At 38.8% G+C, this 21103-nt stretch carries 27 protein-coding genes and 2 tRNA genes; 12 read left to right on the top strand and 17 right to left on the bottom strand.

The features are described from left to right. Positions 1-234 precede the first annotated feature (234 nt). From R2S08_RS01850 to R2S08_RS01835, 4 genes are all read left to right on the top strand, one after another. A complete protein-coding gene (locus R2S08_RS01850; protein ID WP_166643909.1) occupies positions 235-396 on the top strand; it encodes a hypothetical protein in 162 nt (53 codons plus the stop codon). 229 nt (positions 397-625) lie between these two features. Next, the gene (locus R2S08_RS01845; protein WP_166643910.1) at positions 626-796 is read left to right on the top strand and encodes a hypothetical protein; all 171 of its coding nucleotides are present in this window, start codon (positions 626-628) and stop codon (positions 794-796) included. Positions 797-981: 185 nt separating this feature from the next. Then, positions 982-1779 carry an SDR family oxidoreductase gene (locus tag R2S08_RS01840; RefSeq protein ID WP_316833602.1) on the top strand — a complete coding sequence of 266 codons (798 nt, stop codon included), beginning with the start codon at positions 982-984 and terminating at the stop codon, positions 1777-1779. Then, positions 1733-2713: a helix-turn-helix transcriptional regulator gene (locus R2S08_RS01835; protein ID WP_316833601.1), complete on the top strand. Its 981-nt coding sequence runs from the start codon at positions 1733-1735 to the stop codon at positions 2711-2713. The genes R2S08_RS01840 and R2S08_RS01835 overlap by 47 nt, the downstream gene beginning before the upstream one ends. A gap of 63 nt (positions 2714-2776) precedes the next feature. Here the strand turns inward: R2S08_RS01835 and R2S08_RS01830 are convergent, their stop codons facing one another. Next, on the bottom strand, positions 2777-3379 hold the full coding sequence (locus tag R2S08_RS01830) for a class I SAM-dependent methyltransferase (RefSeq protein ID WP_316833600.1): 603 nt from the start codon (positions 3377-3379) through the stop codon (positions 2777-2779). Between the two features lie 110 nt (positions 3380-3489). Between R2S08_RS01830 and R2S08_RS01825 the strand changes: the two genes are divergently transcribed. Both R2S08_RS01825 and R2S08_RS01820 read left to right on the top strand, forming a co-directional pair. After that, complete coding sequence (locus R2S08_RS01825) at positions 3490-3924, top strand: DUF1810 domain-containing protein (RefSeq protein WP_316833599.1); 435 nt, start codon at positions 3490-3492, stop codon at positions 3922-3924. Between the two features lie 27 nt (positions 3925-3951). Beyond that, entirely contained in the window at positions 3952-5280 is a 1329-nt protein-coding gene (locus R2S08_RS01820) for a serine hydrolase domain-containing protein (RefSeq protein WP_316833598.1), read from the top strand. A 76-nt stretch (positions 5281-5356) separates the two neighbouring features. Here the strand turns inward: R2S08_RS01820 and R2S08_RS01815 are convergent, their stop codons facing one another. Continuing rightward, positions 5357-7426, bottom strand: a complete 2070-nt coding sequence (locus tag R2S08_RS01815) for a M13 family metallopeptidase (RefSeq protein WP_316833597.1) — start codon at positions 7424-7426, stop codon at positions 5357-5359. Between the two features lie 121 nt (positions 7427-7547). On the opposite strand from R2S08_RS01815, the gene R2S08_RS01810 reads away from it, so the two are divergent. From R2S08_RS01810 to R2S08_RS01800, 3 genes are read left to right on the top strand one after another with little or no spacing between them, the layout of a single operon-like run. Beyond that, the gene (locus R2S08_RS01810; protein ID WP_316833596.1) at positions 7548-8078 is read left to right on the top strand and encodes a hypothetical protein; all 531 of its coding nucleotides are present in this window, start codon (positions 7548-7550) and stop codon (positions 8076-8078) included. A 40-nt stretch (positions 8079-8118) separates the two neighbouring features. Further along, a complete protein-coding gene (locus R2S08_RS01805; protein ID WP_316833595.1) occupies positions 8119-8454 on the top strand; it encodes a hypothetical protein in 336 nt (111 codons plus the stop codon). Continuing rightward, positions 8451-8840, top strand: coding sequence for a hypothetical protein (locus R2S08_RS01800; protein ID WP_316833594.1), 390 nt, complete (start codon positions 8451-8453; stop codon positions 8838-8840). Before R2S08_RS01805 ends, R2S08_RS01800 begins: the two co-directional genes overlap by 4 nt. 539 nt (positions 8841-9379) lie before the next feature. Here R2S08_RS01800 and R2S08_RS01795 read toward each other — a convergent pair. Together R2S08_RS01795 and R2S08_RS01790 are read right to left on the bottom strand one after the other, a co-directional pair. Further along, positions 9380-9694, bottom strand: a complete 315-nt coding sequence (locus tag R2S08_RS01795; RefSeq protein ID WP_133777486.1) for an HPF/RaiA family ribosome-associated protein — start codon at positions 9692-9694, stop codon at positions 9380-9382. Between the two features lie 158 nt (positions 9695-9852). Continuing rightward, positions 9853-9925 (bottom strand) — tRNA-Lys (locus R2S08_RS01790). Positions 9926-10324: 399 nt separating this feature from the next. On the opposite strand from R2S08_RS01790, the gene R2S08_RS01785 reads away from it, so the two are divergent. Then, on the top strand, positions 10325-10690 hold the full coding sequence (locus R2S08_RS01785) for a VOC family protein (RefSeq protein ID WP_133777487.1): 366 nt from the start codon (positions 10325-10327) through the stop codon (positions 10688-10690). A gap of 92 nt (positions 10691-10782) precedes the next feature. Here R2S08_RS01785 and R2S08_RS01780 read toward each other — a convergent pair whose 3' ends face one another. From R2S08_RS01780 to R2S08_RS01760, 5 genes are all read right to left on the bottom strand, one after another. After that, positions 10783-11820 (bottom strand): alpha/beta hydrolase, encoded by a 1038-nt coding sequence (locus R2S08_RS01780; protein ID WP_316833593.1) that lies wholly within the window; start codon positions 11818-11820, stop codon positions 10783-10785. Between the two features lie 97 nt (positions 11821-11917). Then, positions 11918-12304 carry a hypothetical protein gene (locus tag R2S08_RS01775; RefSeq protein WP_316833591.1) on the bottom strand — a complete coding sequence of 129 codons (387 nt, stop codon included), beginning with the start codon at positions 12302-12304 and terminating at the stop codon, positions 11918-11920. Between the two features lie 238 nt (positions 12305-12542). Next, complete coding sequence (locus R2S08_RS01770) at positions 12543-13037, bottom strand: SRPBCC domain-containing protein (RefSeq protein ID WP_133777489.1); 495 nt, start codon at positions 13035-13037, stop codon at positions 12543-12545. A 135-nt stretch (positions 13038-13172) separates the two neighbouring features. Then, complete coding sequence (locus tag R2S08_RS01765; protein WP_133777490.1) at positions 13173-13496, bottom strand: ArsR/SmtB family transcription factor; 324 nt, start codon at positions 13494-13496, stop codon at positions 13173-13175. Then, a complete protein-coding gene (locus R2S08_RS01760) occupies positions 13477-13929 on the bottom strand; it encodes an SRPBCC family protein (protein WP_133777491.1) in 453 nt (150 codons plus the stop codon). Before R2S08_RS01760 ends, R2S08_RS01765 begins: the two co-directional genes overlap by 20 nt. A gap of 299 nt (positions 13930-14228) precedes the next feature. Here R2S08_RS01760 and R2S08_RS01755 point away from each other — a divergent pair, with 299 nt between their 5' ends. Continuing rightward, positions 14229-14810 (top strand): Crp/Fnr family transcriptional regulator, encoded by a 582-nt coding sequence (locus tag R2S08_RS01755; RefSeq protein ID WP_133777492.1) that lies wholly within the window; start codon positions 14229-14231, stop codon positions 14808-14810. An 81-nt stretch (positions 14811-14891) separates the two neighbouring features. Further along, positions 14892-15617 carry a hypothetical protein gene (locus tag R2S08_RS01750; protein WP_316833590.1) on the top strand — a complete coding sequence of 242 codons (726 nt, stop codon included), beginning with the start codon at positions 14892-14894 and terminating at the stop codon, positions 15615-15617. 93 nt (positions 15618-15710) lie between these two features. On the opposite strand, the gene R2S08_RS01745 is transcribed toward R2S08_RS01750, so the two are convergent. The 8 genes from R2S08_RS01745 to R2S08_RS01710 all read right to left on the bottom strand — a co-directional run bounded on the left by R2S08_RS01745 (position 15711) and on the right by R2S08_RS01710 (position 21047). Beyond that, positions 15711-15786, bottom strand: a tRNA-Lys gene (locus tag R2S08_RS01745). 219 nt (positions 15787-16005) lie between these two features. Then, positions 16006-16887 (bottom strand): DMT family transporter, encoded by an 882-nt coding sequence (locus tag R2S08_RS01740; protein ID WP_316833589.1) that lies wholly within the window; start codon positions 16885-16887, stop codon positions 16006-16008. 276 nt (positions 16888-17163) lie between these two features. Beyond that, positions 17164-17712 (bottom strand): GNAT family N-acetyltransferase, encoded by a 549-nt coding sequence (locus R2S08_RS01735; protein ID WP_316833588.1) that lies wholly within the window; start codon positions 17710-17712, stop codon positions 17164-17166. 93 nt (positions 17713-17805) lie between these two features. After that, on the bottom strand, positions 17806-18024 hold the full coding sequence (locus R2S08_RS01730) for a hypothetical protein (protein ID WP_316833587.1): 219 nt from the start codon (positions 18022-18024) through the stop codon (positions 17806-17808). Positions 18025-18327: 303 nt separating this feature from the next. Continuing rightward, entirely contained in the window at positions 18328-19050 is a 723-nt protein-coding gene (locus R2S08_RS01725) for a hypothetical protein (RefSeq protein WP_316833586.1), read from the bottom strand. Further along, on the bottom strand, positions 19047-19430 hold the full coding sequence (locus tag R2S08_RS01720; protein ID WP_316833585.1) for a GntR family transcriptional regulator: 384 nt from the start codon (positions 19428-19430) through the stop codon (positions 19047-19049). The genes R2S08_RS01725 and R2S08_RS01720 overlap by 4 nt, the downstream gene beginning before the upstream one ends. Position 19431: 1 nt before the next feature. After that, the gene (locus tag R2S08_RS01715; RefSeq protein ID WP_316833584.1) at positions 19432-20211 is read right to left on the bottom strand and encodes a hypothetical protein; all 780 of its coding nucleotides are present in this window, start codon (positions 20209-20211) and stop codon (positions 19432-19434) included. A 5-nt stretch (positions 20212-20216) separates the two neighbouring features. Further along, positions 20217-21047 carry an ABC transporter ATP-binding protein gene (locus R2S08_RS01710; protein ID WP_316833583.1) on the bottom strand — a complete coding sequence of 277 codons (831 nt, stop codon included), beginning with the start codon at positions 21045-21047 and terminating at the stop codon, positions 20217-20219. Between the last annotated feature and the right edge of the window lie 56 nt (positions 21048-21103).

The raw sequence follows: 21103 nt of genomic DNA, 5'->3' as shown, positions 1-21103 counted from the left end.
AGTCATGGCGCACTCACTGCGCACTCATGGCGCATTCATACAAAGCAAATATAGAACCGTTTCCGGAGTTTGTCTACCCTATTCTAAACATATCGTCTTGTTAAATTGAATTTGTATCGGCCCTTAAAACTGAAAAATTAAATAACAATTTTAAGTAGCTATGAAAAATGGCTCTGGCTTCGGGGAAATATCCTTAGTTTCGGGCTTTCTGTTCTACTTTAAATTTTGCATTGAATGTCTAAAATCAAAATATTGCTGGCCCTGTCTTTTGCATTAGTTGTTTACTCGCTGCTCACTTTAATAAAAACCGGATTTTCATTATCCAATATAGCTATTTTTGTGGGGAGTGGCTTACTTACTGCTTATTTATTACTGAATAAACGGATCAATAAATAATTAAGATGCAACGTTCCTCTTACTTTTTAGCCTCAAAACTATAAGTAGAACCTTGCCAAAGAGCTTTACATTGATTTCCGTTAGCTTCGCCTGGATACTTACTGAAATTTAATGATTCTAAATAATTACAACTAACTTTAGTGCAAGAGTTAATCTGAATTTAAAATAGAATTCATACAACAATCATAAATTAGTTGAACCCGCTCCTCTTGCCCTAATCTCTCTCACTATGGAAAATCGACAAAAGACAGAAAACCTGGCCCCGCAACAAAAGATCAACGAAGAGTTGTTTAAAAAAGCTGCCGAACTGAAAAAGAAGAATGTTGAGATCCAGCAGAAATTGGTCGAATTGAAAAAAAGGACCGATGAAATACTTCATCCCGGCCCTTCTAAAGTTTAAATTATTTTCTGACGCTCCAAGTCTGCTCAGTTATTTGCCTGGACTCCTTAGACCTGGAACTCCATAGCGGATGCCTTCATAACCTCCGTTTTTCTGAATACCATTTTGGCTACAATAAATTCCAGTTTGGATACCTGGATGACTACCCTTTCCTGGAACTTTGTGGTACAAAATAGATAAAGAACATGAAAACAATATTCATTACAGGTGCCTCCACCGGATTAGGAAAAGCAACAGCTAAATTATTTGCAGCCAAAGGCTGGAAAGTTATCGCAACGATGCGTAAACCTGAAAACGAAAAAGAGTTGGGCCTGATAGACAACATCAGTTTATTGCCTTTAGATGTAACCAATCCGGACCAGATTGCAGATACTGTTAAAAAAGCCATTGCTTCAGGTCCGGTTGATGTGGTATTTAACAATGCAGGTTACGGATTAATGGGGCCTCTGGAATCCACTACAGATGAGCAGCTGGTTCGTCAGTTAGACACCAATATTTTAGGAGTGATTCGCGTAACGCAGGCATTTATTCCTTATTTCAGAGAAAAGAAAGCCGGCCTTTTTATTTCCACCACCTCTATAGGCGGATTGATTACCTTCCCTTTCAGTTCGGTCTATCATGCCACCAAATGGGCTTTGGAAGGCTGGAGTGAGAGCATGGCTTTCGAATTGGGAAAAATTGGTGTAGGTATTAAAACAGTTTCTCCGGGCGGAATTAAAACAGATTTCCTGAGCCGTTCAGCAGATATGTCTACCCACCCTGCTTATCAAAAATGGGTAGATCAGTTGTTCTCCGGTTTTAACGAGGATCATTTTACATCTGCAGAGGGCATAGCTGATGTCGTTTACGAGGCGGCCACAGATGGAAAAGACAAATTAAGATATGTTGCCGGTGAAGATGCAAAAGCACTTTATGCGCAGCGTATACAAATTGGCGATGAAGCTTTTAGAAAACAGATGGCAGAAACATTTTTGGGAGAATAAACCGCGTATCTTTGTACTGATGAAGAAGGAAGAACATATTCCCTATCAATTTAATTCGATATCCGATTTACACCGGGTGCTGGGCTTGCCAAAGCCTTTGCACCCGCTGGTATGCCTGGTCGACAATACGCTGATCTCTGTAGATAAGGATCAGCTGCCGGCTTCTTTTCTCCTTAATTTTTATAAGATCTCTTATAAAAAAGGCCTTAACGGAAAAATAAAATATGGGCAAAATTATTATGATTTTGATGAGGGTGGACTGGTGTTCACTTCCCCCAACCAATTGCTGGCCACAACAGATGATGCGGAGTATGTAGGCTACACTTTACTCATTCATCCTGACTTCATCAGAAATTACTCTCTGGGAAGGAACATTAAAAACTACGGCTTCTTTTCTTATGATATCCATGAAGCCTTGCACCTCTCTGATAAAGAAAAATCGACGATCTTAAGTATATTCCATCATATTGAAGAGGAATTGCAGTTGCCGATAGATGATTACAGCCAGGATGTTATTGTCACGCAAATTGAGTTGTTGCTCAATTACAGCAACCGTTTTTATAAGCGGCAATTTATTACCAGAAAAGCAGTGAACAATGACTTACTCTCCAAAGCGGAAAACCTGCTGAATGATTATTTCAATAAGGAAACTGCTTTGAATAAAGGCCTGCCAACAGTTCAGTTTCTTGCGGAGCAATTGCTGGTTTCCCCTCGTTATTTAAGCGATATGCTACGGTCATTGATCGGTCAAAATGCCCAGCAATATATCCACCAAAAGCTTATTGAGAAAGCTAAAGAAGTTCTTTCGACCAGCAAGGCATCTGTCGCAGAGATCGCTTATCAGCTCGGCTTTGAACATCCTCAATCCTTTAATAAGCTATTTAAAAACAAAACCAGTCTTTCTCCACTGGAATTCAGACAATCATTTAATTAAATTTTACTGTCCTGAACAGGGGGCTGAACTTACAACCAGGAGTTGTTCTGGAGGATCTAATTTCTAATGCAATTGTGCCATCCATACGGTAGCGTTACCGCAATCCGGATCGTCTTCCTTATATCTTAGAACATGGAATCCACTCATTTCCATCAGTGATTGATACTGGTCTTTATCTAATGAGGCATGAAAGAGGTTTTCTCCACCATTCATTCCCCAGGCTTCTCCAAGTTCTTTACCTGAAGTGAACATTAAGATACCCCCAGGATTAAGGTGCTTTTTAAAAACATCGAACATGGCAGGCTGGTCATCTGAAGGAAGATGGAAAAAGCTATGCCAGGCTATAATGGCATCAAATTTTTCACCAAGTGAAAGCTCCCGCATGTCGGCCTGCCGGAAATCGGCGAAGGGAAGGTTATTTTTTGCAATCTCCAACATACGATGGCTGGCATCAACTCCGGTAACCTGCATGCCCTGGCTTAAAAGATAACCCATCATGGGCATTCCAGTTCCGCAGCCCAGATCCAGTATGCTGGAACCTTTACCTAAAATCTCTATGATTTTATCGAGATAGGCTTTTTCCATCAATCCCTGGTAACGGTTTTCGGCAAACCAGCCAGCAATAATATTGTAGCTTTCGAAAACCTTGTTCTTCTTATCTTCCATATTCAAAGCTAGAAATTTCTGCTATATGTCCCCCTGTAAAAATTAAACTGCTCTGCAACTATTAATTTGATATTTAATTCAATATATTCACGTTCCCTGAAGATAATGAGATGAAGCAGCACAACCTCGAGAGATTTATTAATGCGCAAAAACCAGTTTTCCAAACAGCGCTAACAGAGATTCAAAATGGCCAAAAACAAAGTCACTGGATGTGGTTTATCTTTCCACAAATTCAGGGCTTAGGATTTACCGAAACTTCAAAGCTTTATGCTATAGAGGATTTGGCAGAGGCTCAGGAATATCTTACACATCGTGTTCTGGGTGCGAGGTTGATTTTGGTGTGCAACACCCTTCTGGACCTTAAAAATGATAACGCCCATGAGATATTTGGCAGTCCGGATGATTTAAAACTAAAATCCTGCATGACGTTATTTGCAGCTGTACCTGGAGCAGACCCGGTATTTGAAAAGGTACTGAAGAAGTTTTTTGGTGGGTTACAAGATCATATTACCATTAAAATCCTAAATCTTCATAAACATGGTTAGATCTTTCTACCTAAATTATACTCAATTATGAAAAAAATTACCGCTTCTCTGTTTGCAGTTTTTATTCTTTTGGTCAGCGCTCAGGCCCAGGAAATCAACACAGCAAAATTAGACAGTTTTTTTAATGCACTCTCTGCGAATAATCGTTGCATGGGGAGCTTTGCCATATCCCAAAAGGGTAAAATGATATATCAAAAATCAATAGGTTACAGCTCATTGGAAGGCAACAATAAGGTTCCGGCCACGTCTGTTACACTTTACAGGATTGGCTCGATGACCAAAATGTTTACTGCAACGCTAATCTTTCAGCTTATTGAAGAAGGCAAATTGTCTCTGGATACTAAGCTTGATAAATATTTCCCGCAGATGCCAAATGCGGCGAAGATCACCATTAAAAACCTGCTCAATCACACCAGTGGCTTGGCGGATTACGTGAATGATACAGATAATAAGGCCTGGATCACCAACCCGCATACTAAAGCAGAATTATTACAGAACATTGCAGGAAAGAAAGTACATTTTGAACCAGGTACCAAGCAATTGTATTGCAATTCAGGGTATTTATTATTGAGTTATATTTTGGAAGAAATAACGGGCAAGCCTTACAGCAAGCTGATTAAAAATCGCATTTCAGGTAAAATAGGATTACAACATACATTTTCTTCTAAAGCCAACGAATCAGAAAACACGGAGGCCCGGTCTTATCAACGTACAACTTCGTGGGTTAAGATCAAGGATATTTATTTTCCGAATGTAATTGGTGTGGGTGACATCCTATCAACGCCTACAGACATGCTTGCTTTTATCAATGCCCTGGCAACAGGAAAACTTGTTAAGCCAGAAAGCTACAATCAAATGAGAACATCTGAAGATCAGTATATATTTGGAATGGGACTGACAAAAGTGCCTTTTTATGGAAAAATTGGTATTGGACATGGTGGGGACACGTATGGAAGTCATAGTGTGACCTCCAGATTTGATGATGATCTTTCCTTTTCATCCTGTGTAAACGGTGCAAATTATCCTGTTAATGATATTAGTATCGCTATTTTAAGTATTTGTTATCATCAGCCGTTTAACATTCCCGACTTAAAACCGGTGGAGATTAAAAGTGAAGACCTTGATGCTCATCTTGGCATTTATGCCTCTAAACAGATCCCTCTAAAGATAACATTTACCAAACAAGGCACAGTACTTATGGCACAGGCTACGGGACAGTCTAAATTCGCGCTGGAAACAGTATCAAAAGATAAATTCAAATTTAATGCTGACGATATTTTCGTTGAGTTTAATACGGACAAAAAAGAAATGATCCTTAAACAAAGTGGAAGGACTACAATCTTTGTAAGAGAATAATAACTCAAATAACCATAAAAAAGGCTATTCCCTCTTAAGAGAATAGCCTTTTTTATGGTACAGTCGTTAAATGTATTTACCAGATTTTAACTCTTTTGTCAGGGTCAATCCACATCGCATCACCTTTCTTTACTTTGAAGGCTTCATAGAATTCAGGCACATCAGCAAATGGACCATTTACCCTTAAAAATGCAGGTGAATGAACGTCTGTCAGGATTTGACTTGCCAATTGTTCATCTCTTTGGTGCCCCAGCCAACCCAAGGCATAGCCTAAAAAGTAACGCTGCAGCGGTGTCAATCCGTTGATCTTTTTATTCTCTTTGTATTGTTCGGTTTTCTTAAATGCGTCAAGTCCGAGAACAATCCCGCCTAAATCGGCAATGTTCTCCCCGAGAGTTGCTTTTCCGTTCACGTGCATGCTGTCCAGCACTTTATAATTATTAAACTGGTTGACAAGAACCTGAGCCCTCTCTGTGAATTTTACAGAATCCTGTGGTGTCCACCAGGCTTTTAGATTTCCTTTTGCATCAAACTGGCGTCCCTCATCATCAAAACCATGTGTAATTTCATGACCAATAGTAGATGCCGCTGCATAACCATACACTACAGCATCATCCACGTCTTCATCTTTTACACCAGCTATGCTAAATATCGCCGCAGGCAATACAATTTCATTATTTGACGGGTTGTAATACGCATTATAGGTTTGAGGTGTCATGTCCCATTCGGTACGGTCAACGGGTTTACCTAATTTGTTCACCTCTCTATTATACCACCAGGCCTGAGCACGCAGTACATTCAGCACATAAGATTTACGGTCGATCTCCAGCGTAGAAAAATCTTTCCATTTATCAGGGAAGCCAACTTTTGGATTTATTTTCTCCAACTTATCAAGTGCCTTTTTCTTAGTCTCAGCACTCATCCAGTCTAGTTTTTCGATATGCTCTTTGTAACTGCTGCGTATGGCGGTAACCATATCCGAATAGCGTTTCTTAGCGGTCTCCGGAAAATAGGCTTTAACAAACAACTGTCCCAGCACCTCTCCCATTAAAGCATTTTCAGCGTCAAGCACACGTTTCCATCTTGGCAATTGCTCCTTTTTTCCTGCAATGACTGTCCCATAGAATCTAAATTTTTCTTTGTCCAGATCTTTGTTCAGATAAGGAGAAGTGGCAGAAATCAGGTGCCAGCGTAAATATGCCTTCCAATCCTTGATTGGAAAAGTTTTTAATGCCTTGTTCAAGGCCTGGTAATATTCGGGCTGGCCTACGATAACCGTATCGGCTTTATTGATTTTCAATTTCTGAAAAATGTCTGTCCAGTTCATTCCAGGTGTCAGCTGGTTCAGTTTGGCAATTGACATCTTGTTATAGTTGTGATAGGGATCTCGCAGGTCTTCCAGTTTGCGTGAGCTGGCAGCAAGGGCTGTCTCAATGGCAAACACATTCTTTGCTGCTGCTGTAGCATCCTGATCCGTCATTCCGGAAAGTTTCAATACAGCAGGCAAATGCTTTCCTGAGTAATCATTCCTGATATTTTTAGTGCGGGTATCCGTATTGAAATAATAGTCCCTGTTGGGTAGGCCAATTCCACTTTGACTGATATGGAGTGCTATTTTATCACTATTTTTTTCATCCTGACCAATGTAAAGCCCTATCATATTTTCAATCCCATAGGTGGTAAGATGGGCTGACACGTCTAAAACACCATTTACATCTTTAATATGGTCGATACGGTCCAGTTCAGCCTTTAAGTCACTGGCCCCTCTCTTCTCAATACCCACCGTATCCATCCCGGAGAAATAAAAATCAGCAATTTTCTGGCTGTTGGTCCCTTTCGCCGCGTTTTCCTTCAGGGCATCTTCATTAATTTTTTTAAGCTTTTCCCGGATTTCTTCCTGCACAAGGTTTCCTATTCCCCAACTGGAATACGCAGCGGGAATTGGATTCTTCTTGATCCAGCCTCCATTGGCGTACCTAAAGAAGTCGTTCCCTGGATGCACCGTGGTGTCCATATTTTTAAAAACAGGATCACTTGCAGCATAGGATGCCTCCGATTTTTTATGGCTGCAGGAAGTAAGGACGGTGCTAAAGAGCAGAGCAAGTCCTGAATAGGCAATTAAGCCAGTTTTTGTATTTCTTATCATGGTTTAAATATGATTTTCTCAAATGTAAGATCGCCAAAGGTCATAATTTTTTCAGGAATAAATTCTTATATTTAAATAACAGGTCAGGGGCAGTCTAATTCGCATACTTAAACTTTAAAAGATGAAAAAATTATTAGGCCTTTTATTTTTCAATTTTATAACAATAATTTCTTTTGCTCAAACTACAGAGAACCAGAATAGAAATCCGGTTTACTTCTTAGATAGCGTTAGGGTTAAACCTGACTATTTTAGGAGCATAAATCCTAAAGATATTGCTTTTATACAAGTTGTTAAAGAGAACAATGCAATAGAGCGATTGGGTGAAGAAGGAAAAAACGGTATAATCTATATCGAAACAAAGACATTTGCCAGGAAGAAGATGTGGAATTATCTGAAACGCAAATCTGATAATTATGCCCGGTTAATGCCTACCGTAAATAGCGACAGTTCATTTCAATATATACTAAATAAGAAATTATTAAAAACCAGCTATGATTATGATCTGGCCTCTGTAAATGATGTAACTCTCCAAGAGATCAGAATTCTGGATAAAAAAACATTAAAAAAGGATTTTGGTGTTGAAGATAAAGACTATGGAATCTTGATCTTAACAGAGCCGTTAAGAGACTCTAATAAGGGCAATCGTTTTTAACCATTTCTAACTTAAGTTACAGATACTAATAGTGGCAGTTATGACCAATGCAAACAAATTAGTACTCCTGAAATTTCTACATACAGTCATATGGGTATTCTACAGCGTGGTGATCTTCTACATGTTGTACGCAGTTATTATAGGCAAAATTGACCACTGGCTATGGATCGGTTATGGCCTGGTTGGCATAGAGTGTATTACATTGCTGTCGTTTAAATTTTTCTGCCCTATAACCATCATAGCAAGGAGGTACTCAAATTCTACGAAAGACAATTTTGACATCTATCTCCCCAATTGGCTGGCAAAGAACAACAAACTGATCTACAGTATGATCATGGTTATTATAGTCTTGATTACGATCTATAGGGTATTATGAAAAATAAACAATTAAACATCTTCTTATTCATCATCCTTCTCCCCTTTTTTACTTATGCACAAAAGGCGTATGAAGCTGTTCCCTATAAAGGTGTATTGAACAAGAAGCCGGTAAAACTAAGTTTCGCCGATGGTTATATCGGAGCGTCTTCCATTACAATGACAAATAGCAAAAATGGCAAAAAAGTAATTTTTTCTCCTGACTTAGGTTATGTTGGGGAGGATAAGAAGCTAAAATTTCATAGATCTTTACCATCGCCTTTTCTATCTTCAGATTATTTTATCTTAACCGACCTCACAGAGTATTACGATACCCTTCCGGCATTTATCAATGCAACCTATTACAACAAAGGAAAAATTTATAAGATCAGATTTTCTAAACAATAAGAAACAAGCATTTGGAATGGACAAAAAAAGCCTTCCAAATTTAGGAGCGCTGGACAATTATAATCTTCCCGACGGTATTACAAACTTTAAAATTGAGGATTGTCAGTGTCAATCACAAAAAGCACACTAAACACTGAACCACAATAAGATAGGTGTTTTATTTTAAAGAAAAATTATTATATTTGAATGAGAGGATCAAGAACTTGAATTAAGGTCTTCTAAGCTTGTATTTCGTTCTGATCAATTTCTTTCCTGATTTCGTACATAATGAATATTAACCCTCACCTCCAATGACAAATTATGCCTCGCTCTGAAAACTCATAGATTTTGCCACTATCCTATTGCCATATAACCAACAAAAAGGGTCGAGAGCCCGTAATTGGGGGGATAGCTTTATATGAAGTCGTCCTCCCTTTTACATCGAATTTCTATATTTACCTTTAGATAAGGCATCAAAATAGCCATAAAAAAAGACCCTTTAAATTTTATTTAGAAGGTCTTTTTTGGTGATCCCGTTGGGATTCGAACCCAGTCTATTGTTATCGGGCTTTAAGTTTGCCGACTATTGTTTCCAGCTTGCTTTTTAACTTGGTAATGGCGCCATGAAGGGCCAAATCATAACTGTTTCCTAAGCTGGAAACAGCAACAGGTTCTCTACCTGAAACTCTTGCCTCCAATAAACAACGTTTATCATCTAAGCCTTCCTTACTTCCGTTTTCGTCTGATAAATGTACCTCCAGGCGGGTGATTAAATCATCGAATATCCCCAGGCCTTCATTGATTTCATTTTTAATTTTTTCTTCGTATTCCTGATGTATTGTTAAGTTTTTGTCGGTGTTTAATTGAATAGTCATCGTCTCTTAGTTAAAATGTTTATACCAACTAAACAATAAAAACAGGTGCTGGTTTTAAAATAGATCCGATTGTTGTATAATTTGACATATCCCGTAAAAACAAAAGCCTGCAAATCAAATGATTTGCAGGCTTTTATACGTCCTGATGCTATTCTCTGTGATCCCGCTGGGATTCGAACCCAGGACCACTACATTAAAAGTGTAATGCTCTACCAGCTGAGCTACGGAATCGTCTTCATCTCTGAAGGAGTGCAAAATTAAAAAAAATATTTGATTCTCCTACTTTAATATCGAATTAATTCACTTTAACTGCAAGAAAAATATTAATGTCCTGATATATAGACTAAAAAATATCTATACCGCTATCTGATTTGAAAAATCATGATGGTTTCATATACGCTGAACAGGTAGACATCCTAATATGGGGCTATAACAACAAGATGTACAACTGGAAGTAAATCCGCATATGAATCGCACACGACATGGAAAATCCCGAATAAACTGCGTCTCAGGTGCGTTTTAGGTACGTTATGTTTAGCCACTTGATATAGCGACAACCTAGCCTCTCTCTAGCTTCTTTATATCGCTTTATGTTAATTGAATAATTATATTTGATTTAATTTATATAGAATGAAAGTTAAACGCATCGTTGCCAATATAGCATCACTGGAAATTAAGAAAGCAAAACTATTTTACGTAGAGTTGCTGGGCATGAAAGTCTTAATGGATCAGGGTTGGATAGCCACATACGGTTCAGAAGAAGAGATGAGTGTACAAATCAGCTTTGCGAGTGAGGGTGGTTCTGGCACACCTGTCCCAGATCTATCTATCGAAGTTGATGATGTGGATACCGCCTATAAATTAATGCAGGAACATGGTTTTAAAATTGAATATGAACTGACAAATGAACCTTGGGGTGTACGTCGCTTTTACGTGCGCGATCCCTTTGGTAAACTGGTAAATATACTTGCTCATATTTCAATGACCAATCCCTAGCACAATAAAGAATTGAAGCTGCCTTTTGGAAGGTTTGAGTTAAACTCATTAGCAATTACAATTGCTAATGAGTTTACATTTTTTATAAATTTTTATTTTCTATGGAAATTGGCAATCATTGCCTTTGTCAGGACACCAATCAGATTGTTCGGTAGGTCATGCCCCATATTTTCTACCCAGAGACTATCTGCCATAGGAATGATTGCCGCACACTTCTTACCATGCGCGATCGGTATGAAGGGGTCTTCCCTTCCGTGAACGACAAGCGTAGGCATACTGAGTTTCTTTAGCTTATCATATCTCGATCCGGAAAGAAAAACTGCTGCTTGATGTTGTCTGGAGACATCTGAATTGTATCCTTTTCGTTTTCGGATATCATACAATACCTGTTCGGCCAACTCTTTGGAGTTCGATGGATAGTTTGCTTTCCCCTTCAGGATGATCCGGCTTGCTATATGCATTTTGATCATATTGCGGTCCGTCCGGATAATACCGTATTTCAAGGCTACTTTAACCAGGTCCCAGGCTACTGCAGAAGATATCGGGGGTAATGTCGGATCTTCTATATAGCCAGAAGACATGATGGAATTTAATGTAGCTACCCTGTCCGGATGATTGATAGCCAGTTCCTGGGCAATCATCCCGCCCATAGATATCCCCACCACATCTGCTTTTCGAACCCCGAGGGAATTCAATACCGAGACACCATCATCTGCCATATCGGCCAGCGAGTATGGATGCTTACTGTTCCAGTTCTTTACCCAATCAGATTCTCCCGTCCCTCTGTGGTCATAACGGATCACCTGGTAACCAGAATCCACCAGGGCACTGATAAACTGCGGAGGCCAGCCTAAGGCATCATTGGAGATCCCCATAATGAGCAGAACAGCACCTTTTGCGGGTTGCTTAGGAGCTATGCTTTCGTACCAAATGTTTAGTCCATGAGATTTTGCAAAACCTGTTTTACCTTTTACTTGTTCCGGAAGCGGACTTTCCAGCACTTTTGTAATGAGTGCATCAGTTCCGGGGGGCATCTCGGGGCCCGAATTATAAAAGTAAAATGAAGCGCAAGTCAGGAGCGCCAACAGAGCTATGCCAGTAAACTTTAATATTCTTTTAAATAATTTCATTATTGATTTTTTGAAAAATAACCGCTATGGTCTGATGAAATACCAGGCCTTTTTTTTTAAGATAGGGCAACCGAAAAAGATTGCCGAGAAGAAAAGCTTAGGCGCTAAACGGTTCTTCCTCGTCCGAACTTTGAGGAAGCATTCTGGTTAAACAGTAGTACAAGATTGGAGGCTGAAAACCCTGCTGCACATTGACCAGGACCAGTTTAACCTGCATTAAATTATTGAATGAAAGCAAGGCTTCTTTCCAGCTCAGCCGAAAACAAGGTGCTTGATCAACCCGAAACAAGCCCAAGGCATCCTGATAGGAAATGGCCCTGTTGCCAGCTTTCCGGGAATTAGAGATTTCGACCTCAGTTTGCGTTGGCTTTGGATCAATAACAGATCTCGCATTGCCGAAGAATGTCAAAATACCCAATACCAAAGTAAGCATCAGCATTAGCCTTCTCATTTTGTTCTCATGGCATTTGATCATCTTGTTCATTTCTTTACTAAAAATAGGAATTTTATACTGGAAATAAAGAAACAGGATTCTTTTAATCGTCTAATCAATTTTTTAGGAGAATCGGTATAAATTATAATATTCCTACAAAAGCAAAAAAAACCTTGTAAATGATTATTTGCAAGGTTTTCTAATTTTTGTTTCTGAATCTGATGATCCCGCTGGGATTCGAACCTAATTCAAAGATCAGCGTTTCTGGACTTTCGTCTTATCAGGATTTTTAATGTTTGATCTTCCATTTATCTGCTAACTCGGCATTAAAACCATCAGCATCTTTAGGGTTAGGTTTTCCCTTGCCGGTAGTAATTAAACTGTATAAGCTATTGTTAATATAGTTCCCCCAGGCATCGTGGCAAACTTTGTAACATTCATATTCCGGCACTAAGCCTTGATGAGTGAATTTTACCTTTGTTTTCGCTCCTTCTGTAGAAATATCGAAGATGAGTTTAGTACCGATCCATTCCGTTTTATCCTTTGTAAAACTGAACTGATTGTCCAGAACCTCATAAACCAATTTTTTATACTGGACCATTTCTATGAGTTTAATTTTGCATATATGGACGTCCTTATAGTGATAGACGAATACTTCGCCCAGCTTATCTGTCTGGCCTTCTATTTCTTCAGACCACCAGCCGCGAAAGTTGCTGATAGCCTCGAAAGCTACTTTTGGGTTCTGCTCCACTAAAATGGAGGCGGTGTAATCTTGCTTTTCCATATCTTTCTGTTTTAAATGGGTTACTTTAACCTGATACTTTGTTTCGGTCATTTGCTTTGAGCAATTGTTCCAGTTTGAGAGCAATAGTGTCGTCAAAAGGACGGCTGTCAAATTTGATGCAATCATTTATTGTCTTTAGTTAGGTAATTTATTATTTAATAAGGTTTCCAATTTTTTCAGTTTCGATGTCCAGAACTCATCAAAGTAGTTCAGCCAGGCCTGCAATTCTTCAAAACCGTCCTTTTTCAGCGTGCAATAGCGTTCCCGGCCCAGGTCCTGAATAGAAATAAATCCGGCAGTTTCCAATATCTTGACATGCTTGGATACCGCTGGGCGGCTCATATCGAAATTATCGGCCAGGCTGTTGATGGTCAAACTATTCTCCGAAAGGAGCATCAGCATTTTCCGCCGGCTCGGGTCTCCGATCACCTGGAAGGTATCAAGCGTTGGTATGGCCATGTGGTTCTGTATTTAAAAGTTTTTCGATTTTTTGGAATTTCTCCACCCAGCCATGCAGCAGGCCATGGTACATATCCAGATTTTCTGCCTTATCGAAGCCACGGTGGTCCAGAAATACTTCGGTGCCGTTGTTCCTGGGTTCGAGCCTCCAGGTCACAACAGATTCAAGCGTGATTGTGCCCTCACCAGGGCCGCAATTCCAGGAATAGCTTAGTGTTTTTAGAGGTTGAATATCCAGCACCTTGCAATAAAAAATGCCGTCAAAATTCAGGCTGGCTATGCTGCCGGTCCTGAACTGAAATTCATGGCCTAAAACAGGCTGAAAATCATTTTTCATGAGCCATTGTGCCATGAGATCGGAATTGGTTAAATACTCCCAAACCGTTTCAAGGGGATGGGCGAAGAAATACTGGTGTTTAATAACTTTTGCCATAATGAGTAACTTAAGAGTTACTCAAATATATAGGTAACTTCTGAGTTACGCAAATTTAATTTCTACTTTTTTTAGATCGGAATCGTCAGGCAGTCTATTTTCCCACAAGACAATAGCAAAAACACCATTAACAAACAGCTAGAGGAGACAGCCGCCTTCCTGGTTTCTGAAAATAGGGTAGCTTTCAATAGCCATGTTGTCGATTTAGATTGTGGAAAACTAAATTTATTATAATACATTTATTGGGCGGAATCCGGTAAAGCAGGACTATCCACGATACTGCAATTCTTTTTTAGTAAATGATGAAAGAAAATTTAATTCAGTTTATTCAGCAGGTATTGCCCATGAGCACCTCCAGGGCTGAGTTGGTCGTGGCGAAATTTAAACCTGTGAAAATTGAAAAGAACGGATATTTTTTGAAAGCAGATTCGGTTTGCAACGCATCTCATTTTATGGAAAAAGGCATTGCCCGGTCTTATACCTACGATCTCGAAGGCAACCAGGTTACAACCGCGTTCTATCCGGCAAACACTTATGCAAGTGACCTGCTGTCCTTTTTTAAAAGAACGCCTGCCAAAGAATATATCCAGGCCATCACCGATTGTGAAACCTGGTCCATTACTTACGAAGATATGCAGGCCAGTTTCCATGCCATCCCGGAATTTCGTGAATTCGGACGGTTGAATATTGTCAACCAATACAGCCTGCTTAAAGAAAGAATGTTATCGAATTTGCAGGAAACAGCCGACCAACGCTACAGCGATCTGATTCATTCTCATCCGGAAATCCTTCAACATGTCCCCTTAAAATATATTGCCTCTTACCTGGGGATTGCCGATACTTCCTTAAGCAGAATAAGAAAAGAGGCTGTAAAAAAATAGCCTGTTTCATTTCCTGTCCTATGTCAAGTGGAATTTAAGTTAATTGCCCTTTCTTTGCTTTCATATTAATCGGCAACTCAAATGGCAAATTTCATTTCAGGCGCGCCCATTTTGGTGATCGTGCTATTCATCGCAAGTTTTCTTTATTCCATTGCATTCCTCACAAAACGGGTAAAACAGGCAGCTTTAGATGCTGGATTTACGCCGCCTAAATCCAGGAATATACAGTTCGGTATTTTTGGTTTTTATATGCTTTATCTGGCTTATGTTTCCGTACTGGCTTTAAAGGGTATACTTGATGTTAATTCTTTACCGCCTAAAGTGATGATTTGGGCGGGTATGCCCTTATTGTTCATTTTATTCGGATTCATTGGAAATACTGGCTTGGTCAAGACATTACTTCACTCAATTAAACTGGAGTCCCTGATCGCGATCCATATATTCAGGCTGGTCGGAGTATTTTTTATCATCCTTTATGGCAATCATTTACTTCCTGCCGAATTTGCTTTTTCAGCCGGGCTGGGAGACATCATTACCGCGCTTTTGACCCTACCGGTGGCAAGGATGGCCTCCAAACAAAAACCAGGGTGGAAAACCGCCGTTTATGCTTGGAATATCTTCGGCATGCTGGACATTATCAACCTGCTGGTGATCGCGGTGATCACCGGTGCGAATGGGAATCTCCGGGAAATGGCGATATTTCCGTTCGTTTGGTTCCCCGCATTTGCGCCCGCTACCATTTTGTTCTTACACACCTTAGTCTTCAGAAAATTACAACAGCCCAAAGGTGATATTCATGGGAATTAGTTGGTGATTTTTATTGATTTTCCTGATATGCTTTTTGTAGAAAACCCGTTTAAAGGATATTTTTAACAGAAAAGGCGCAATCTCTTGCGCCTTTGGTGATCCCGCTGGGATTCGAACCCAGGACCACTACATTAAAAGTGTAATGCTCTACCAGCTGAGCTACGGAATCATTCCCCCTTAAAGGGAGCGCGAAGATAGAGTTATTACTTAAATAATCAAAATAATTTTCTCTAAAATATATGTCCAGAACCTGCTTCAGACCGATAAATTGATGCCATTAATATTTAACCATCATACATCCAACACGTTGCTTAACAAAAATTTTATTTTCTGATATTAAAAATAAATCTGTTTAAATGTCATGGCGGCTTCTGCACAGAACCAAACATTAATTAACGGCCAGTTTTCTTTGAGTTCCGGTCCGGTACATTTGCAATGCCAGAGAAAGTAGTATAAGCATACAGCCTGCATAAAACCCAATTGATAAGGACTTATTTTCATGATAAATTACGATTGCAAGCAAAATGGTATACAATGGTTCCAGATTAAAAGTTAAGCTTACTGTAAAAGAGGAAATGACCCTTAGCGCATCTATAATCAACAGATACATCACTATAGTGCAAAGAATGGAAAGTACCAACAGCCAGCATAGATCTGCCAGAGACGGCAGCAAAGATGAGGCTGGAGAGAGGGCAAGAAATAAAGGCATTACGAGGGTCAATCCGAGAAAACCACCAAGCATCTGGTAAAGAATCATGGTCTCGCTTTTGTACACTTTTGTCAATCTCTCGTTAAAGATGGTATAGAGTGCGCCAAAGATGGAAGAGACGACACCTAAAAGTATTCCGGTTCTATAACTTGCATCCATCCCGAAAATTAAACCGATGCCACACAAAGTCAACCCACTCAGCAAGAGCTCCTGCACAGAAAGCCTTTTTTTATTGATGACCGGAGCCAGTATGGCATTAAAAAAGCTGGTTAATGCAAAGCAAACCACCCCTACCGAGATATTGGAATATTTTATACTGCCGTAAAAGAATAACCAGTGAAGCCCCAGAATAGAGCCTGTAGCTGCAATTTTAAGTTTACCTGGAGAAGATATGAACCGCTGCTTACCGCTTAACGTCAGATAAATCAACATGACTACTCCAGAGATCAACATTCTATACCAACTGAGCATGCCCTCATTCAGGGTGATTAAACGACCAAAAATTCCAGTAAAACCTGCAAGAATTAATGCTATATGTAATTTTATATATGCTGTTTTCATCAGAAAAAAAATTTTATACAAAAGATAATCTTGCCTGCATACGCAAGCAAATAATAGAGTAAGAAGAACAAACACAATTTGTGAATCTATTACACAGAATAGCGATTGCTGGCCGGAACAGCCAACAGCAATGTCTAATATAATAACAGGAAATTAAACAGTTGGAGGAGGAAGTACGTTTCTGTTCATCACGGTATTTGATTTATCCAGTTCTATTAATCTATAGCCTGGTGATTCAAATATAGAAGCTTTGGAGGAAAAAACAAATAATGGATATTATTTCAAATCGTTTCTTAATATATACGTTAGTATATCGTCTACATCGTCATGCGTATTATTGTACGCTTTATCTTCCAGTTGAAAATTTAGTTTTTTCAACAGAGCAACAGAATTTATGTTCACTGCAGATGGGAATGCCGTAATAACTCTGGCATTCAATTGATCAAAAGTATATTCGATTACTCTTTTTAGAGCTTCCTCCATTATTCCTTTTCTCCGGAATTCGGGAAGCATTTCATATCCGACCTCTACAATTTCATTTTGAACATCAAAATTCCAGCAACAAACTGCTCCAAGCACACGATGGTCTTCCTTTAAAGAAATTACCCAGTACAGGCTTTCGTTTCCTTTAATCATCTGCTCTATCTTTAAGATAAACTCTTCAGTTTGTTTTAAAGACGAGGGCGTTGCTCTGCCAACCATAGCATTCACAGCCTGGTCACAGCGCATTTTATGAATAGGTTCTAGATCATCGACAGAGATAGTTCTCAGTAACAATCTTTCTGTTGTCAATTCAGGAAAGGGGGAGAAATCTACATTTAACATCGTCCATTGGTTTATTTAAAGATAAACAAAGGAAAATCATTTCACTGACAACCCTATGGCAGCGTGAATTATTCTTTAATAGAAATCTGATTTTTATCCCGATATCGACAGATAAAAGTCAAGATCAAAAGCCAAATCTTTTCCCTTTCCAGGTACTGGATCTTTTTTCGGCCAGCTAAGAGTTAAATTATCCAGGCCTGCCTCCGTCATAATTTGTGAAGAGTTAAACAGTAGCCCATTATAAGGTACTTTAGCGCAAAGATTACCATCTGTTTTAAGGAAGTCGAGGTTTATTTTAGTGCAGTTTTTCATAGGAAAATAATTAATTTAAAGGTTATGTTTTAGTTTTATAATACAAATTTACTGTAAAGGCCTTTCTTAGAATTGCAATAATCCAAGTAATGATTGCAAAATTCAAACAATTGGCATTTTCCTAAAGCATTTCCATCTTTATACTCTCGAAACGCTTTTTCAAAAGCGATATTTCCTTATTTTATAGCCAACCCCCTACTTTTAACATAGTTTAACAACCATAAAGATAATACCTTATCCCAAAAAAGCAGACTCTATGGAGTCTGCTTTTTTGAAAATGAATATATATATTCAAAATATGACCTAAGGCTGATTCAATGGCTGCAAAGCCTTTCCATTAAGGGAAACGGTCGCTTTGTTGGATAAAATATAGCTGGTTTTAACGATTGAAGGACTCTGCAGGTCAAGTTTGCTTTCTCCCGGGATGTTAAAAGTGGCTGATTTGATTTCGTTAGCACTGGAAAGTACCAGATTGGTATTTCCATTTTTTTGGTCTCCAATAACAGCGTTCAAAGTCAACAACTGCATTTTGTCCAGATTGGCATACATGGCTGAACCAATGTCCAGTGTTAATGAATCCTGATTAAATCCGGATATACCAATATAGCCCTGGTAATTTCGGTCGCCATGATTCTCCTTTTCTAAATACGGGTGGGCAACAACTTTGTAAATATTTGGCGTGGTCAAAACAAGCTCGTTGCCATTCACCTGGAAGTCGCTTTCTTTTGCCTCTTTAGTAAGGTCAATTTTAAGTATCCCCCCTTCTATAGACCATACCAGTTTGTCTTTTATTCTGTCATTTATCCAAAGTCCTTCTGCTTTTCCTTGCTCCACACGAATAGAAATCTTATTTGCAGACTCTATTTCAAGTGAGTTTATATTCTTTACAGCATTGTATTCTAAACCATAAAAAGGGTTCTTGTAATCGCCCCTTAAATAGGAAGCCTTCAGGTTAAAATTATACGCGGCAAGACAAATTAATGTGATGATAACCGCTGTAATAATTAATATTGTACTGGTTCTCATAATTCTTTAGTTTTATAGTTCTGTTCAATAAAATTGTTAAAACGCACTTCGATCTCTTCTATAGTAATCCCCAGCAGATACATATTTTTAAATAGTTCAGGAAGTTCCTGCCCTATAAAGCGTTCCTTGCTGTATACTTTGATTTTCTCTTTAGCATCTGCCGATATAAAAAAACCTATTCCTCTTTTATTGGCAATCACCTCCTTATTCTGAAGAAAGTCATAAGCCCTCACTACAGTAAGCGGATTGACCTGCAGGTCAGAGGCCATTTCTCTTACCGATGGGATCTTTTGTTCCGGTAGCCACTCCTGTGTCATGATTCTTTCTGTTACAAAAGCAGCAATCTGGATATAAATGGCTTCGTTATCTCTAAATTCCATATTATACCTGTTTTTCTTTAAGCCTGAAATAAGTACTCGCCCACAACACAAGCGTTAATAAACCCGCCATAACCAATAAAATAACGTCACTGGTATTGGTCGGTCTGATAAAACAAAACTTTTCATTAATTTCAAGGGCTACACTATTAAATGGAACTCCTTTCAATACTTTGGCAGGAAAAATTGCACCAAGCATGATGGCATTGATCAGACAAAGAAAAATAAGGAATATAAAAAAAGTAAATGCAGTTTTTATAAAATGCAGTTTTTCAAAAAAGATAGAGCCTATGAAGCAAATGGAATGCAACACTGCAAACATTGGAAACGCAATCCAAATTTTAAAATTCATCGAAAATACGTTGACCACCTCACTTTTATGGGTCTGATCCATATTGCCTACAGCAATTACAGCGTAATCTATAGCATAAAAACAAGCTATGTACAGGACTTGAAATATAACAAAGGAATACAGCCAGGCCACAAGATACTTTTCCAAATGTGATGACGGGAGGGTTAAAATCGGTATAGACATTTTACTATTGCCTAAATCTGAAAAGATCAGACTGGTAAATATAGTTCCAGAAAAAAGCATTAAATTAAAAAAAACAGCCCCTTGAGCCGTGGGACCTATATTTCCACCGTTACTGTAAGATATAAATCCAAGCAACAATGCCAGAATTCCGATAAGTACGCCTACTGACATCAAATAGGTTTTGTACTGTTCGGCTGTTTGCTTTTTAAAAAGGCGCAGAAACCGAATAAGATTAAATGTATTGTTCATAGGACTTATTTTAAAGAGTTAATGATGACCTGGTGATCGTTAATAATGGCGTTAAAAAGCAATTCCATATCTACTTTACTGTATTGATCAGGACGACTTAAGCTAATGGTATTGTTACCTATTCCATTTTGTTCAGTATAGATAATAGCCTCTTTATTTGCCTGCCCAGAGGTACTGAAATGTAAACGATCTGCAATTTCGTCCAGACTCTTATGGAGGATGATCTCTTTCTCATGCAAGATGACAAGCGTATCGATTAAACTGTCCAAATCCCGGACCTGATGGGTTGATATAATTACACAGCGGTCTTCGGTTAACGACGAAGCTACAATTTTCCGAAACTGAACTTTAGAAGGGATATCCAATCCATTGGTGGGCTCATCCATGATTAGCAAGGAGGTATTGGTAGAAAGACCAAAGGTGATCATTACTTTCTTTTGCTGTCCGAATGACAACTTACTGAGAATCAAATCTGGTGAAACATCAAATTCTGCAAGCACTTTATAAAATAAGGCCTGATCAAATTTTGGATAAAAATGTGCTGTCTGACGAATAAATTCATTAGCTGTCACTGACGGCATATACACTTCCTCGGGGATAAAAAAGAGCTCCTGCAAAAATACAGGCAAACGTTTGGCAGCATCGAACCCGTTTACCTTACATTTCCCTTCAAAGGGAAATACCAGACCAGCTATATTTTTCAGCAAAGTAGATTTACCTGCACCATTTTTACCCAGGAGACCATAAATATGACCAACATCCAGGTTGAGGTTGAGATTTTTGAATAAGAGCGATTTTTTGCTGTATCCAAAACTAAGGTTCGATAATTCAATCATAGAAACAAGTTTATCGTATTACTGTATTACTTATGTAATACAGTGCAAATGTATTC

The sequence above is a fragment of the Pedobacter nutrimenti genome (genome assembly GCF_032678445.1).
GTDB lineage: Bacteria > Bacteroidota > Bacteroidia > Sphingobacteriales > Sphingobacteriaceae > Pedobacter > Pedobacter nutrimenti_A.
This window is presented reverse-complemented; position numbering and strand designations above follow the sequence as displayed.